This window comes from Sphingobium sp. SJ10-10 (assembly GCF_036038995.2).
Classification (GTDB): domain Bacteria; phylum Pseudomonadota; class Alphaproteobacteria; order Sphingomonadales; family Sphingomonadaceae; genus Sphingobium.
The window spans coordinates 1,488,423-1,501,394 of sequence record NZ_CP158132.1; the positions used below are offsets into that span (position 1 = coordinate 1,488,423).

At 63.7% G+C, this 12,972-nt stretch carries 17 protein-coding genes; 4 read left to right on the forward strand and 13 right to left on the reverse strand.

The genetic code is table 11. The annotated features are described in order from the left end of the window. Positions 1–12 precede the first annotated feature (12 nt). The 7 genes from VVT58_RS07060 to VVT58_RS07090 all read right to left on the reverse strand — a co-directional run bounded on the left by VVT58_RS07060 (position 13) and on the right by VVT58_RS07090 (position 4,398). A complete protein-coding gene (locus VVT58_RS07060; RefSeq protein WP_327753611.1) occupies positions 13–708 on the reverse strand; it encodes an ATP12 family protein in 696 nt (231 codons plus the stop codon). Continuing rightward, positions 705–962, reverse strand: coding sequence for a hypothetical protein (locus VVT58_RS07065; protein WP_066555985.1), 258 nt, complete (start codon positions 960–962; stop codon positions 705–707). The genes VVT58_RS07060 and VVT58_RS07065 overlap by 4 nt, the downstream gene beginning before the upstream one ends. Then, positions 959–1,627: an HAD-IA family hydrolase gene (locus VVT58_RS07070; protein WP_327753610.1), complete on the reverse strand. Its 669-nt coding sequence runs from the start codon at positions 1,625–1,627 to the stop codon at positions 959–961. Before VVT58_RS07070 ends, VVT58_RS07065 begins: the two co-directional genes overlap by 4 nt. Beyond that, entirely contained in the window at positions 1,624–2,934 is a 1,311-nt protein-coding gene (locus tag VVT58_RS07075) for an RluA family pseudouridine synthase (RefSeq protein ID WP_327753608.1), read from the reverse strand. Before VVT58_RS07075 ends, VVT58_RS07070 begins: the two co-directional genes overlap by 4 nt. Beyond that, positions 2,931–3,314, reverse strand: a complete 384-nt coding sequence (gene crcB / locus VVT58_RS07080) for a fluoride efflux transporter CrcB (protein WP_327753607.1) — start codon at positions 3,312–3,314, stop codon at positions 2,931–2,933. Before crcB ends, VVT58_RS07075 begins: the two co-directional genes overlap by 4 nt. A 225-nt stretch (positions 3,315–3,539) precedes the next feature. Continuing rightward, a complete protein-coding gene (locus VVT58_RS07085; RefSeq protein WP_327753606.1) occupies positions 3,540–4,235 on the reverse strand; it encodes a hypothetical protein in 696 nt (231 codons plus the stop codon). Between the two features lie 4 nt (positions 4,236–4,239). Beyond that, positions 4,240–4,398 carry a hypothetical protein gene (locus VVT58_RS07090; RefSeq protein WP_327753605.1) on the reverse strand — a complete coding sequence of 53 codons (159 nt, stop codon included), beginning with the start codon at positions 4,396–4,398 and terminating at the stop codon, positions 4,240–4,242. Between VVT58_RS07090 and VVT58_RS07095 the strand changes: the two genes are divergently transcribed. Together VVT58_RS07095 and rarD are read left to right on the forward strand one after the other, a co-directional pair. Continuing rightward, the gene (locus tag VVT58_RS07095) at positions 4,397–4,618 is read left to right on the forward strand and encodes a hypothetical protein (RefSeq protein WP_327753604.1); all 222 of its coding nucleotides are present in this window, start codon (positions 4,397–4,399) and stop codon (positions 4,616–4,618) included. The two genes, VVT58_RS07090 and VVT58_RS07095, sit on opposite strands and share 2 nt — an antisense overlap. Positions 4,619–4,656: 38 nt before the next feature. Next, positions 4,657–5,526, forward strand: a complete 870-nt coding sequence (rarD, locus tag VVT58_RS07100; RefSeq protein WP_327753603.1) for an EamA family transporter RarD — start codon at positions 4,657–4,659, stop codon at positions 5,524–5,526. Here rarD and VVT58_RS07105 read toward each other — a convergent pair. Next, positions 5,523–6,848: a dihydroorotase gene (locus tag VVT58_RS07105; RefSeq protein ID WP_327753602.1), complete on the reverse strand. Its 1,326-nt coding sequence runs from the start codon at positions 6,846–6,848 to the stop codon at positions 5,523–5,525. The genes rarD and VVT58_RS07105 overlap by 4 nt on opposite strands. A 61-nt stretch (positions 6,849–6,909) precedes the next feature. Here VVT58_RS07105 and VVT58_RS07110 point away from each other — a divergent pair, with 61 nt between their 5' ends. Both VVT58_RS07110 and VVT58_RS07115 read left to right on the forward strand, forming a co-directional pair. Next, entirely contained in the window at positions 6,910–7,647 is a 738-nt protein-coding gene (locus VVT58_RS07110) for a folate-binding protein (RefSeq protein ID WP_327753728.1), read from the forward strand. 38 nt (positions 7,648–7,685) lie between these two features. After that, positions 7,686–8,390 carry a glutaminyl-peptide cyclotransferase gene (locus VVT58_RS07115; protein ID WP_405053735.1) on the forward strand — a complete coding sequence of 235 codons (705 nt, stop codon included), beginning with the start codon at positions 7,686–7,688 and terminating at the stop codon, positions 8,388–8,390. A gap of 91 nt (positions 8,391–8,481) precedes the next feature. On the opposite strand, the gene VVT58_RS07120 is transcribed toward VVT58_RS07115, so the two are convergent. From VVT58_RS07120 to VVT58_RS07140, 5 genes are all read right to left on the reverse strand, one after another. Then, positions 8,482–8,637, reverse strand: coding sequence for a hypothetical protein (locus tag VVT58_RS07120; protein WP_169576141.1), 156 nt, complete (start codon positions 8,635–8,637; stop codon positions 8,482–8,484). Between the two features lie 573 nt (positions 8,638–9,210). Continuing rightward, positions 9,211–9,423 carry a DUF2093 domain-containing protein gene (locus VVT58_RS07125; protein WP_327753600.1) on the reverse strand — a complete coding sequence of 71 codons (213 nt, stop codon included), beginning with the start codon at positions 9,421–9,423 and terminating at the stop codon, positions 9,211–9,213. Then, positions 9,423–10,826, reverse strand: coding sequence for a nitronate monooxygenase (locus VVT58_RS07130; RefSeq protein WP_327753599.1), 1,404 nt, complete (start codon positions 10,824–10,826; stop codon positions 9,423–9,425). The genes VVT58_RS07125 and VVT58_RS07130 overlap by 1 nt, the downstream gene beginning before the upstream one ends. A 94-nt stretch (positions 10,827–10,920) precedes the next feature. Continuing rightward, positions 10,921–12,072, reverse strand: a complete 1,152-nt coding sequence (locus VVT58_RS07135; RefSeq protein ID WP_327753598.1) for a glycosyltransferase — start codon at positions 12,070–12,072, stop codon at positions 10,921–10,923. Between the two features lie 15 nt (positions 12,073–12,087). Next, positions 12,088–12,957: an alpha/beta hydrolase gene (locus VVT58_RS07140; protein WP_327753597.1), complete on the reverse strand. Its 870-nt coding sequence runs from the start codon at positions 12,955–12,957 to the stop codon at positions 12,088–12,090. Between the last annotated feature and the right edge of the window lie 15 nt (positions 12,958–12,972).

Below are 12,972 nucleotides of genomic sequence, written 5' to 3' on the forward strand. Positions count from 1 at the left end.
TGCCGTAACCCGTCAGGCGCGAGTCATCCCGCAAAACGCCACCGCCATGGCAAATTCCTCTTTCCGCCGTGCCGACCGGGCAGCGGCTTCCGCATCCTCGCCCCATTTTTCGACTTCCCACGCCTCGTCGATTTCGGAAGCGGTCCAGACCATATCGCCATCATAGCCGCCTTCCACGATCGCAAGCCCGCAAACCAGCGATCCGGACAGCGTCACCAATGTCGAAAGGCCCGCAAGGGTGAAGGGGTCGAAGACAGCCACCGCCCCGCCCAGCCGTTCCAGCGTCTCGGCGGGCTGTTCAACCGGGATGATGCCCTGCGTCACCCGGAAAGCGACGTCATAGCGACCACGGGCCCAATCCAGCAGCGGATCCCAGGCCGCAGCTTCGCGGGCGATCAGTTCGGTCGGCCCCTCCGCGCGGTAGCAGAGCAGATCGCTCTCCCCATAGCGCGCAATATCCGCGGCGAAGCTTTCGCGATTGGGCGCGATCTGGTCGATGGCGCCATTGGCAAGGCCGGTGAAGGGCATAGAGCGCGGATCGATCATATCACCCTGGGCGCGCCATTCGTCCGCGATCGCTTCGGCAAGGCGTGCATTGGGCAGAGCCAAAGCGGCGCGGGCTGGCGTGCGGACTGGGCGGCCGTCGAGCTGAAGCTCGAAACCGGTTTCACCCGGAACGACCGCGACGTCCTTGTAGAAGCGTTTCATGATTGCGGCGGTTTCCTGAACAATGCGAGCAGCAGGCGCGGCACGATCACGAACTGGAACAGGCCGACGACGACGAAGATCGCGCCCATCGCCTTGGCCTTGCTCCCCTGCACCCAATGGAAGCGTTGCATCAATATGAGGAAGCCGAACATCACCAGCAAAGCGCCCGACAGGCGGAACAGACCGAGCGCGAAGAAGCGCTGGCGGGCGACCTTTTCAGGGTCGGCTGGCGGAAGTGGGGGCAGGTCGGTCATTTGATGTCGGAGGCGTGGATATGGCCATGCAATTCGGTGCTGTCCATCGCCACACTATGCGCGCCCGCCGCGATCAGATCCTGCGGCGTGTGATAGCCCCAGCCTACGCCAAGGGCACGCGCGCCGGCGGTCAGAGCCATGTCGATGTCGAAGCTGGTATCACCGATCATCACCGTGGTTTCGGGCGCGGCCCCCGCTTCGGCCATGGCGGCAAGCAGCATGGAGGGGTGCGGCTTGGACGGATGGCGGTCGGCGGTCTGCAATGTCACGAAATGAGCGTGGATGCCGTGATGGGTGAGGCAAAGTTGGAGCCCCCTGTCCGATTTGCCGGTCGCGACGCCCAGCAGCCAGCCATCGGCATCCAGTTGGCGGATGAGTTCGGCTATGCCCGGATAAAGCGGCTCCGACGCCGCATTTTCCCGGCGAAGCTGCTGGAAAGCGAGCTTGTAGCTTTCGGAGAGATGCTCATGATAATCGGCCTCCGCCTCCGGCAGCAGCCGCGCCATGGCAAGCGGCAGCGACAGGCCGACGACCGAGAGGATCGTCGCGCGATCCGGCGCGACCAGCTTTTCCCCCTCGAATGCGCGAATCATGGCGGTGCAGATGCTATGCTGGCTGTCGACCAATGTGCCGTCGCAGTCGAATACGGCGAGCTTGTTCGTCATGGCTTCTTGCGCGGTCCCCCGCTCGAACCCCGCGCACGCCGTTCGCCCTTGCGGCCCTTGCGGATCTGCTTGGCATGGGCGCGGGCCGCCTTCTTCTCATCCTCGCGGGTGGGAGCGCGTGCGATTTCCTCGTCCAGCGGCAGATCGCCGGCGGACAAGTCGAAACCCAGCGAGGCAAGGCTGGAGGCGAAATGATCGGGCAGTTCGGCGCGGACATCCACCCGGCCGCCATCGGGATGATCGACGCGGATGCGGCGGGCGTGGAGGTGCATCTTGCGGCTGATCGCGCCGCTCAAAAAGGCTTCCTTGCCGCCATATTTGCCGTCGCCCACGATCGGATGGCCGATTGCCGCCATATGGACGCGCAACTGGTGGGTGCGGCCGGTATAGGGTTGCAGTTCGACCCAGGCGGCGCGATTGCCTGCGCGTTCAATCACGCGGTAGCGCGAGCGGGAGGGAAGCCCCTCCTCCTGATCCACATGCATTTTCTCGCCGCCGGTGCCGGGCTGCTTGGCGATGGGCAGTTCGACCATGCCGTCCTCGATCGACGGGACGCCCATGACGAGGGCCCAATAGACCTTGCGCGCCGTGCGGCTGGAGAAGGCCTTGGCGAAAAAGGCGGCAGACCGGGCCGTGCGGGCAATGAGCAGCGCGCCCGACGTGTCCTTGTCGAGCCGATGGACCAGCTTGGGCCGCTGGTCCAGCTCATATTCCAGCGCATCGAGCAGGCCGTCGACATGATCTTCGGTCTTGGTGCCGCCCTGCGTCGCCAAGCCCGGCGGCTTGTTGATGACGATGGCCTGCGCGTCGCGGTGGATGACCAGCCCCTGGGCGAAGGCGACCTGATCGTCGCTCAGTTCCGGGCGGACGCGCTTGGGCTTGGCGGTTTCGACGGCCTTGGGCTCGGCGGGAGGCACGCGGATGCTCTGGCCTTCCGCAACCCGGTCGCCCGGCGCGGCGCGGGCGCCATCGACACGCAACTGGCCGGTGCGCGCCCAGCGCGACACGATATTGAAGCCGACATCGGGCAGATGCCGCTGGAACCAGCGGTCGAGCCGGATGCCGTCATCGTCAGCCCCCACACGGAATTGCCGGACGTCGAGCGAAACGCCCTTGGCCGGGGACGATTTGGCGGGCCGGACTGCTGGCTTTACCGTGGCCGGCTTGGCAGCCGGTGGCTTCGGAGCGGATTTGGGCGCGTCGGGTTTGCGGGCGCGAGCGGCCTTGGCGGCGCCACGGGCGCGCCCCTGGGGAACGGCGCCGGGCTTGCGAGGGCCGGATGATTTGCCGGGAGGACGACCCTTCATGCGACGCTCCTCATGACAGCGAGGCCACCGGCCAGCGCGCCGACCGCACCAATGGCCGAAAAGGCGGCATAGGCCAGCGCCATGCCGAATTGGCCGCGTTCCATCATCAGTACGGTTTCCAGGCTGAACGAGGAGAAGGTGGTGAAACCGCCGAGCACGCCGACAGCGAGCAGCAAGCGGATCGGTTCGCCTGAGCCCGTGCTGAAGCGCGCCAGCCACCCGGCCAGCAGGCCCATGGCGAAACCGCCGATGATATTGGCCCCGAAGGTGCCCCATGGCCACAGCGCGCCGGGGGCCAGATGGCCTGAGAGACGTCCGAGCAGGTAGCGCAACGCCGATCCGATGGCGCCCCCTGTCATGACGAGAAAGATATTGGTCATGCCGCCCGCCCTAGAGCATTTTTGCCAGGATTGGGAAGCGGTCATTGGTTTGGGAAATGACGAACGGGGAGAGAAGGTGGAGAGCGGACGTCATTTCCGTCATCCCAGCGAAAGCTGGGATCTCAGGCGATGGCGCACGACCTAACCTCACTAGATCCCAGCTTGCGCTGGGATGACGATATTACCAACGTCCGAAAATAAGCGAAATGCGGCCCCGGCCGCCCCCTAGCGGCCGTTATCCGCGAGCACGTCCACGCTGGTCTTGCCGCCGGGCGCTTCGGTGAACAGCAGTAGGAAGGCGCTGCCGTCATCCTTTCGCGAACCGCCCAGCACATGGTCGCCGTCCATCACCTTATGCTCGGCGTCGAAACCGGCGCGGCGAGCCTGGGTGTAATAAAAATCCATCACGCTCTGCCGTGGCACCGGCGTCACGAAAGTGGCGGCGCGCAGCGTGCATCCGTCCTTTTCCGCCCCTGCCGCTTCGACAAGTTGCGCGCCGGGATAGACGGTGAAGGGTTCGGGCAAGCGGCTGGCCCATTGGGCGCCGTAGATCAGTCGCTCGCGGCAGAAGGCGTTCCCGCCGGGCTTTTGCTGTTCGCTGGCCACGGCGGCGAGCATGGACGCGGATTCCTTTGCCTCCTCCTGCACGGGCGCGGGTGTGGCGAGCAAGGTGCCGCCCGCCAGCTTCACCGAATCAGCCAGCGCCTTGCCAGCCTCTCCCTTCAGCACCGGCAGCTTCGCAGCCTGCTGCGACTGACCTGCAAGCCTGGGGTCGACCACGATCTGACCGGCCAGCGCGTCGACCGCATTGTTGGTGAGTTGCGCGTCCAGAGCGTTCAGATCATCCTCCTTCTTGCCGCAACCCGTCAGCGGCACGGCGGCAAGCAGCGCGAGGACACAGAAAGATCGAACAGGCGCCATGGCTTCACTCCTTCGTAAACAAGGGATGAAGAGCAGAGGTTAATTTTCCGTTAGGGATTTTGGTGAATCCCGGAATCTTTTCCTTTGGCCGGGCCAGTCTCCACCAAGTGGCATCGCCATCCGGCTTGCCGCGAAGGAGCAGAAGCACCATTTGTGCGGCCATGCTTAACATCCTGTCAGCGCTGATCGGCCTTTTCACGCTGATCCTGATGATCCCGGCGGTGTTTCCGCTGCTGGGCGCGCTCAACTGGCTGCTCGTGCCGGTCGCGCTGTTCGGCGCATTTATCGGCATGCTCTCGGCCAAAAATGGCGGGCGCAATTTCTGTCTGATCGTGGCGGCATTCGGGGCGCTGCGGCTGTTCCTGGGCGGAGGCATTCTCTGAGTCCCCTGCCCACATCCGAACAGGCGGTCCGTCAGGGCTTGCTCGCCGCGGTTGCCGCCTATGGCGCATGGGGCCTGCTGCCGATCTTTTTCCGGCTGCTGCATCATGTGAACCCGGTGGAGATTGTCGGCCAGCGCATCCTCTGGTCGCTGCTGTTGGTCATGGCGCTGCTGCTGGCGCGGCGGAGCCTTCCCGGGCTGTCGGCCATATTACGGGATCGCCGGCTCATGCTGCCGCTCGCGGGATCGGCCCTGATGATCGGCATGAACTGGCTGATCTATGTCTGGGCGGTGAATGCAGGCCATGTTATCGCCACCAGCCTCGGCTATTTCCTCAATCCACTGGTGAATGTCGGACTTGGCGTGCTGCTGCTTCATGAAAAGCTGCGGCGCGGACAGATGGCGGCGGTCGGGATCGCGGCGGTCGGCGTCGCCATCATGGCGGCAACCGCGCTGACCACGCTTTGGATCAGCGTCACGCTGGCGCTGACCTTCGCTTTCTACGGGCTGATCCGCAAGCTGACTCCTGTAGCGCCGATGATGGGCCTGGGCGTGGAGACGCTACTGCTGACGCCGCCTGCCATCGGCTATCTGTTCTGGCTGTCGGCGCATGGCGGCGTCAGTTTCGGGCAGGACATGACGACGACCATCTTGCTGATCATTGCCGGCGCGGTGACGACAGTGCCGCTGGTGCTGTTCGCGACCGCCGCCCAGCGTCTGTCGATGACGACGCTCGGCCTGCTGCAATATCTAGCGCCGACGCTGCAATTTCTGTGCGGCACCCTGCTTTTCGGGGAAAAGCTGACGGCGGGGCAGATGGCGAGCTTTGCGCTGATCTGGCTGAGCCTGATCCTGTTCGCGACGGACAGCCTGACCGCTGCCCGCCGCAATCGGCTGGCAACCGTTTAAGCGAACTCGGTCGCCTCGAAACGCACAGCCTCGCCCACCGCCTGATTGGCGAGCGTGTCTTCCCACATGACGCGATGGCCGCGGATGATGGTGCCGACAGCCTTGCCGGTCAGTTCCATCCCCTCAAAGGGCGACCAGTTGCAGCGCGAGGCCAGCCAGTCGCTGCCGACAGTCCAACGCTTCTTCAGATCGACCACGGTGAAATCGGCGTCATAGCCAAGCGCGATGCGCCCCTTTCCGACCAGGCCGAAGACACGCTGCGGGCCCGAAGAGGTCAGTTCGATGAACCGGCGAAGCGACAGACGCCCCTCCGCGACATGGTTGAGCAGCAGCGGCACCAGCGTCTGGACGCCGGGCATGCCGCTGGGCGATGCCGGATAGGCCTTCGCCTTTTCCTCGATCGTATGGGGGGCGTGATCGCTGCCCAGAACGTCGGGCACCCCCTGGTTCAGCCAGTGCCAAAGGCCGTCGCGATGCGCCCCGGACCGGATCGGCGGGTTCATCTGCGCATAGGTGCCCAGGCGCGGATAGGCATCCTCCGCTGCCAGGGTGAGATGCTGTGGCGTGACTTCGCAGGTCGCGATATCCTTGTGCTGAGCGATATATTCCAGTTCGGCGGGGGTCGTCACATGCAATATGTGGATGCGACGGCGGGCCTTGCGGGCCAGGTCGATGATGCGCTTCGTCGCGATCATGGCGCTTTCATCGTCGCGCCAGACGGGGTGGGAGGACGGATCGCCTTCCACGCGCAAGTCCTTGCGGGCGTTCATGCGCGCTTCGTCTTCCGCATGAATGGCGACGCGGCGGGTGCCGCTCGCAAGGACGCGCGACAGGGCATCGTCATCATCCACCAGCAGGCTGCCGGTCGAAGCGCCCATGAAGATCTTGACGCCCGACGTGCCGGGAATCCGCTCCAGCTCCTTCAACTGCTCGGCATTGTCGGCGGTGGCGCCGACATAAAAGGCATGGTCGCACCACATGCGGTGATTGGCGCGCTTCAGCTTGTCGTGCACGCGGTCGGCAGTGTCGGTGTTGGGGTTGGTGTTCGGCATCTCGAACACGGCGGTGATGCCGCCCAGCACCGCCGCGCGGCTGCCCGATTCCAGATCTTCCTTATGCTCCAGCCCCGGTTCGCGGAAATGGACCTGGCTGTCGATGCAGCCCGGCAGCACATCCAGGCCGGTGCAATCGATCACCTCTCCCGCCCCGCCCAGCGATGTGCCGATGGCGACGATTCTGCCGCCGCGTACGCCCACATCCGCGCTTTCCGCGCCGCCGGGGGTGTGGACGGTGCCGTTCTTGAGAAGGAGGTCGAAAGTCATGTCGGTGTCGCCTGCTTAGGGTGGGCTTGGATATGATTGCCGAGTGTCCTACCTAAAGCCGATGACCGGCACCACCCTAACCGACCGCGCGCTCCTCAGAATTTCGGGCGAGGAAGCGAAAATCTTTCTGCAAGGCCTGCTGACGCGAGATGTGCCGGGGCTGAAGGCGGGCGAGCCGCGATGGACCGCGCTGCTGACGCCGCAAGGCAAGGCGCTGTTCGACTTCATCCTTTGGGCTGATGACGATGATGTGCTGATCGATTGCGAAGCCGAACAGGCCGATGCGCTGACCAAACGCCTGACACTCTATCGGCTACGGCGCAAAGTCGCGATCGCGCGGGAAGAGGCTTTGGCCGTGCACTGGGCGCTGGAGGCACAGGATAAGCCCTTCGATCCACGCCTGCCTCTGCTTGGGCATCGCTGGATCGCGCCGCCGGACGCGGGCGACGCCTCGGCGGCATTCCGGGCGCACCGGCTGTCGCTGGGCGTGTTCGAGGGTGTCGGGGAACTAGGGCAGGACCAGATTTTGTGGCTGGAAACCAATGCCGGGGAATTGGGCGGCGTCGATTATGACAAGGGATGCTATGTCGGGCAGGAAAACACCGCCCGCATGCATTATCGCAACAAGGTGAACCGGCGCCTGGTGGCGGTGCCGCTGGCTGAGGCCGATGAGAAACGCCAGAAGGCCGCCCTGCCCAACCTTGGCCTGTCCATCGAATTGCGGCGGGTGGAGGATATCGACCCCGCCGCTCTGCCCGGCTGGCTCTCCGTTGCGATGGCGGAGCAGGCCGCCGAATGAGGCGCGCCCTTGTTGCGCTGCTGGGAGCATGGCTGCTGATCGCTCCGGCGCAGGCGGAGACGCGGTGGAAGCTCGTCCGAAGCTATCCGCATGATCCGGCCGCCTTTACCGAAGGGCTCTTCTACCATGACGGCGCGCTGTACGAGAGTACCGGGCTGGAGGGCGAATCCGAGATCCGCAAGGTCGATCTCAAGAACGGCAAGCTACTGGACCGCCGGATCATCCCTCGCCCCTATTTTGGCGAGGGGATCGTCAACTGGAAGGATCGGCTGATCAGTCTGACCTGGCGGCATCGGCAAGGTTTCGTCTGGAAGCTGAACGACTTTTCGCCGGTTTCCCAGTTTCGCTATGAAGGCGAAGGCTGGGGACTGACGCAGGATGGGCGCAGCCTCATCATGAGCGACGGAACCGCGCAGTTGCGGTTCCTGAACCCCGATAGGCTGACTGAGGAGCGGCGGATCACGGTGACGTGGAACGGTCGCCCGGTCGATCGGCTCAACGAACTGGAATATGTGAAGGGCGAGATCTGGGCCAATATCTGGTACGACACCCATATTGCGCGGATCGATCCACGCACAGGAGCTGTCATCGACTGGCTGGACATCGCGCCGCTTCTGAAAGCCAGCGGCGCGAAAGACAGCGAGGCAGTGGCGAACGGCATCGCCTATGACGCAAAAGCCGATCGCCTGTTCGTGACGGGGAAGAATTGGGCCAAGCTGTTCGAGATAAAGGTTGTGAAGTGAGGATGCCGGGTGGCGTTTTGATCACTCTCGGCTCCGGCTGAAAGGGGGAAATTATGGTGGTCGTAGGCTCCAACTCACGACAACCACCACCCTAAAGCCCCAGTCGGCTCCAGAATTCATCCGGCTTCACCGGCGCGGCGCTTTCGGGCACGCGTTCCACACGGTTCCAGGATGAATGGGGGATATGGATTTGCGGGCTGGCGGCCACGCGGCGCGACCGGCGGGTACGAGATGCATTCTGGGTCATCGTCTTCTCCTGTTGAGGAGGAACACGAAACCTTGCGTGGTCGCTTCAGTACCGTGCGCTTTAGCCGTTGGTGACGCGGAGCAAGCTGACATCCTTCAAAAGCCGCGGAGCATTCATGCTCAAGCCTATATCTACTCATTTTATAGAGAGAGGGAAGATAGCTTTGCTTAAGGCATCAGGACGACAAGTTTCACCGGATGGCGGAAGTTATGTTCGCCTTGAACGGACGGGAAGCGCAAACCTTGCAAGGAAGATGGGGTGCGATGCGTCCGTCAGAACGCTACATTGTAGATAAACCAGCCCACAATCAGCAAGCTCGTCACCACGCATATACGGTCACCAAAAATGTCGATACGCGACATTGCTCTCATCCTTCCTCAATCGAGCGATCTTTGTCGCTTCGTTGAGGAAGGATAAACCATTAGTGCGAGCAAAGAAACAGGAGAAGTGCGGCGAAATGGCGCACATAAACGCCAGACTGAAAGAGTCGCGCCTTGAACTCCGGTTGCGCAGTCGGGCCGACAATCGCCCGTTTATCGCAAAAATCCACTCATCTTCTTTTTAATCAGATGCTTATCGGAATGCCGAACCCCGATGCTTCAAAAAGGACCGGGTCGCCTCTTCCGGCCCGCGATAGGCCTCCTGGAACTCCGCGCTCCAATATTTGAGGTCGTCCAGCTCGATCCGCGCACCCGAAACGGCACAGAGCACGAACTGCCCCGGGCGCACGATGTCGAAATGCGGCGTGTCGTAATGCAGCACCGCCAGTCCCTGAATATCCGCCATCAGTCGCCGGTCAGGATGCGATCGACGAGCTGCTTCACGGTCGGCACGAACCCGTTGGAATAGAAGGGATCCTGCTTGAACTTATAGGCGCCATGGCCCGCGAAGAGCAAATTCTTGTCGAGGTCGCCGCCATGGACGGCCTGCTGCAACGATTTCTGGATGCAGAAGCTGCGCGGATCGGCCAGGCGGCCGGTCGAATTGGTTTCGCTGTCCATCCAGCTAGAAAAGGCGCACTGGCTGAGGCAGCCCATGCAGTCGGTCTGATCCTTCCGGATTTCGGCCTTTTCCTCTTCGGTCACGAAAACCAGCGTATTGTCGGGCGTCTTGAGCGCCGAGGTGAAGCCCTGCCCCACCCATTCGCGAGCGCGCAGCAGGTCGCCCCGCGTCACCCAGAAATTCTTGCCCTTCACGCCCGCATCAAGCTGGTGCGTATGGTCTCCCGCCTGTTCTGTGCTGAACGGGATCTGCCGTTCGGAGCGGGCTTCGAGCTGGCGCAGGAAAGGATTGCGGACCGCCGAGCTGTAGAAGCCGGTGGGCGAGAAGCGATGCAGCAGCACGTCGCCCGGCTCTAGCTGGGTCAGGCGCTGTTTCCATTCCTCAGGGATCGGGCTTTCCTGCGTCAGCAGCGGACGGGTGCCGAACTGGAAGGCGATGGCGCCCAGTTCCGGATTGTCGATCCAGTCGTTCCAGTCCTTGAGGTGCCAGACGCCGCCTGCCATGACGATCGGCACGTCATCCGAAATGCCGCCTTCGCGCATGGTGGCGCGCAAATCCCGGACGCGGGGATAAGGATCCTGCGGCACCTTGGGATCTTCGGCATTGGAGAGGCCATTATGGCCGCCCGCCAGCCAAGGGTCTTCATAGACCACCGCCGCCAGCCATTCCGACGCCTTGGAATAGGCGCGCTTCCACAGTGCGCGGAAGGCGCGGCCGGAACTCACGATGGGGAGATAATTGACGCCATAGGAGGCGGCGATCTCCGACAACTTGTACGGCATGCCCGCGCCGCAGGTGACGCCCGCGACCATGCCCCTGGTCTTTTCCAATACGCCGTGGAGGACACGCTGCGCGCCGCCCATTTCCCACAGCACGTTGATGTTGATCGCGCCCTTGCCGCCCGCGATTTCGAAAGCGCGCTTCACCTGCTCGACCGCGCCGTCAACGGCATAGGCGATCAGCTCCTCATGCCGGTCGCGGCGGGTGCGGCCATGATAGATTTGGGGGATGACGTTGCCGAAGCTGTCATAGCTGTCCGCGTTGACCGCCGACACCGTGCCGATGCCGCCGGCCGCCGCCCAGGCGCCTGAGCTGGCATGGTTGGAAACAGCTACGCCCTTGCCGCCCTCTACCAGCGGCCAGACTTCACGGCCGCCGTAAATGATGGGCTTCAACCCCTTGAACAACGCAATCTCCCGCGCAAAAATCCAGTGGCCCCCGACCACTTAAATGCGGCCCTATAGCAGCTTTACGGTCGGATGACGAATATTTGGGGGCGCCCTACCGCAAAATATGGGGGCTGGATAGTGCCTGCCCATAAAGGCTTGCATAGGCGTCGACCATGGCGGCTTCCGTAAAATCACGATGGGCGCGGTGGCGGTTGGCTTCACCCAGGCGTTGGCGAATGTCGGGGTCGCTTGCCAGGGCTTCGAGGGCGGAGGCCAGAGCCGCCTCATCCGGAACGACGAACACCCGGTTTTCCGGCGCAACCATATTGGCGACGTCGCCCACATCCATCGAGGCGATCGGGAGGCCCGCCGCCATCGCCTCGATCAGCGAGATCGGAAATTGCTCGCTATCGGAGGATAGCGCGAAAATGTCGAACAGCCCCATGAAGCGCCAGGGCTCGCTCATGAAGCCGGCCATGCAGATATCGTCCAGGCCATGGGCCTTGGCTTCGGCCAATATGGCATCGCGTTCCGGCCCCTCCCCCACCACCACCAGTTGCAGGTGGTCGCGATGCGGGGCGACGGCGCGGACGAGGCGGGGAATATTCTTGACGGCGCGCAGACCCGCAACCGTGCCGACCAGCAGCTTGCCGGGCGTGCGATGAAGGGCGGGAATGGCGTTGGGCAAGGGCGGCTGCGCATAGCGGGCCGTATCTATGCCGTTGCGGATCAGGTGGACTTTGGCGACGGGCTGGCGCCACACCTTGCGGGCGATGGCGTCGAGACGGATCGACGGAATCACCAGCGCATGAGCGCGCTGGAGCGCGAGGCGGCGATAGAGGTTGCGCTGGGGCTTGAGACCGGCCGCCTCGTCCGCGTTGAAGCCGTCTTCATGGTGGATCAGCGGAGGACCGCCATGGATGCGGTGCGCCATCACCGCGTCCATCGCACCCCAATTATAGCTCAGGATGAGGTCATATCCCGACAGGAACCGCGCGATCGCCCTGAAGCGCTGGATACCGGGCTTGCCCGCGAGTGGAGGCGGCTCGGGGAAATCGACCGGCGTGGTTGGATCAATAGCGTCGCGGGCGCTCATCAGATGAGGCGCCGCGCTGACGATGCTGTGATGGGCGCGCCCTCCCCAAAGGTTCATGAGGCGGACGGCCCGCGCTTCCTTGCCGCCTAGGGAGAAGCTGCCGTGGACGTGAAGCAGCCGGGGCGGCTCGCCTGTCTGCCGTGATTTTCGAGCCGTGAAATCTTCCATTTCACTCAAATCACTTCAGCCATTCAGAACCCGCGCAAGCAGCCGGTCGATGGCGGCGGCGGATTCCGGTTCGTCGAGAACAGGGGCGTGACCGACATTGGAGATGGTGGCGCATTCGGCGTCCGGGCCGATTTCCTCCACCATGCGGGCGGTCGTGGCGGCAGACAACAGGTCGGAACGCTCGCCGCGCAGGATCAGCGTCGGAATTCCGCGAAAGCTCTGCATGACCGGCCACATGTCGACGCCTGCCTCGCTGCCCGCAACGCGCAACGGCTCGGCTATGCGCATGTCATAGTCCAGGACGACGCGCCCCGCGCTGTTGAGGCGGTAAAGGCGCTTGGCCATGGCCAGCCATTGGTCGAGGCCATAGCCGGGATAGACGTCGCGATTGGCTTCCTCCAGCGCGCGCGCCGCGTGGACCCAGCTTGGATGCGATTGGCCGATGCCGACATAGGTACGGATGCGGGCGAGACCTGGCTCCTCCAGCGTGGGCCCCACGTCATTGAGCAGCGCGCCCGCCAGCCATTCACCATGGGTCGCGGCGATCAGCATGGTGATGATGCCGCCCAGCGACGTGCCGATGGCGACGCAACGGGTGATGGCCAGGTCGGCCAACAGGCGGCTGATGTCCTGCAAATAAGTGAGCGGGACATAGGTCATCGGATCCTTCGCCTGCGCGCTTTCGGCGCGGCCGCGCATGTCCGGGCAGATCAGACGCCATTGCCCGGCCAGACGGGCGGCAAGCGGCTCGAAATCGCGGGCGTTGCGGGTCAGGCCCGGCAGGCAGAGCAAGGGCGGACGGCCATCCTCCCCGCCTGCATAATCGCGATAATGGAGCCTCAGCCCATCGGGGGACCACCAATATCCGTCGCTATAGCTGCTCAAGCTGCTTGATCCTTC

Bases quoted from the DNA above. Each gene is read 5' to 3' on its own strand.
- VVT58_RS07060 (WP_327753611.1), bottom strand. From the start codon at position 708: ATGAAACGCTTCTACAAGGACGTCGCGGTCGTTCCGGGTGAAACCGGT.
- VVT58_RS07065 (WP_066555985.1), bottom strand. From the start codon at position 962: ATGACCGACCTGCCCCCACTTCCGCCAGCCGACCCTGAAAAGGTCGCC.
- VVT58_RS07070 (WP_327753610.1), bottom strand. From the start codon at position 1,627: ATGACGAACAAGCTCGCCGTATTCGACTGCGACGGCACATTGGTCGAC.
- VVT58_RS07075 (WP_327753608.1), bottom strand. From the start codon at position 2,934: ATGAAGGGTCGTCCTCCCGGCAAATCATCCGGCCCTCGCAAGCCCGGC.
- crcB (WP_327753607.1), bottom strand. From the start codon at position 3,314: ATGACCAATATCTTTCTCGTCATGACAGGGGGCGCCATCGGATCGGCG.
- VVT58_RS07085 (WP_327753606.1), bottom strand. From the start codon at position 4,235: ATGGCGCCTGTTCGATCTTTCTGTGTCCTCGCGCTGCTTGCCGCCGTG.
- VVT58_RS07095 (WP_327753604.1), top strand. From the start codon at position 4,397: ATGCTTAACATCCTGTCAGCGCTGATCGGCCTTTTCACGCTGATCCTG.
- VVT58_RS07090 (WP_327753605.1), bottom strand. From the start codon at position 4,398: ATGGCCGCACAAATGGTGCTTCTGCTCCTTCGCGGCAAGCCGGATGGC.
- VVT58_RS07105 (WP_327753602.1), bottom strand. From the start codon at position 6,848: ATGACTTTCGACCTCCTTCTCAAGAACGGCACCGTCCACACCCCCGGC.
- VVT58_RS07110 (WP_327753728.1), top strand. From the start codon at position 6,910: ATGACCGGCACCACCCTAACCGACCGCGCGCTCCTCAGAATTTCGGGC.
- VVT58_RS07120 (WP_169576141.1), bottom strand. From the start codon at position 8,637: ATGACCCAGAATGCATCTCGTACCCGCCGGTCGCGCCGCGTGGCCGCC.
- VVT58_RS07125 (WP_327753600.1), bottom strand. From the start codon at position 9,423: ATGGCGGATATTCAGGGACTGGCGGTGCTGCATTACGACACGCCGCAT.
- VVT58_RS07135 (WP_327753598.1), bottom strand. From the start codon at position 12,072: ATGGAAGATTTCACGGCTCGAAAATCACGGCAGACAGGCGAGCCGCCC.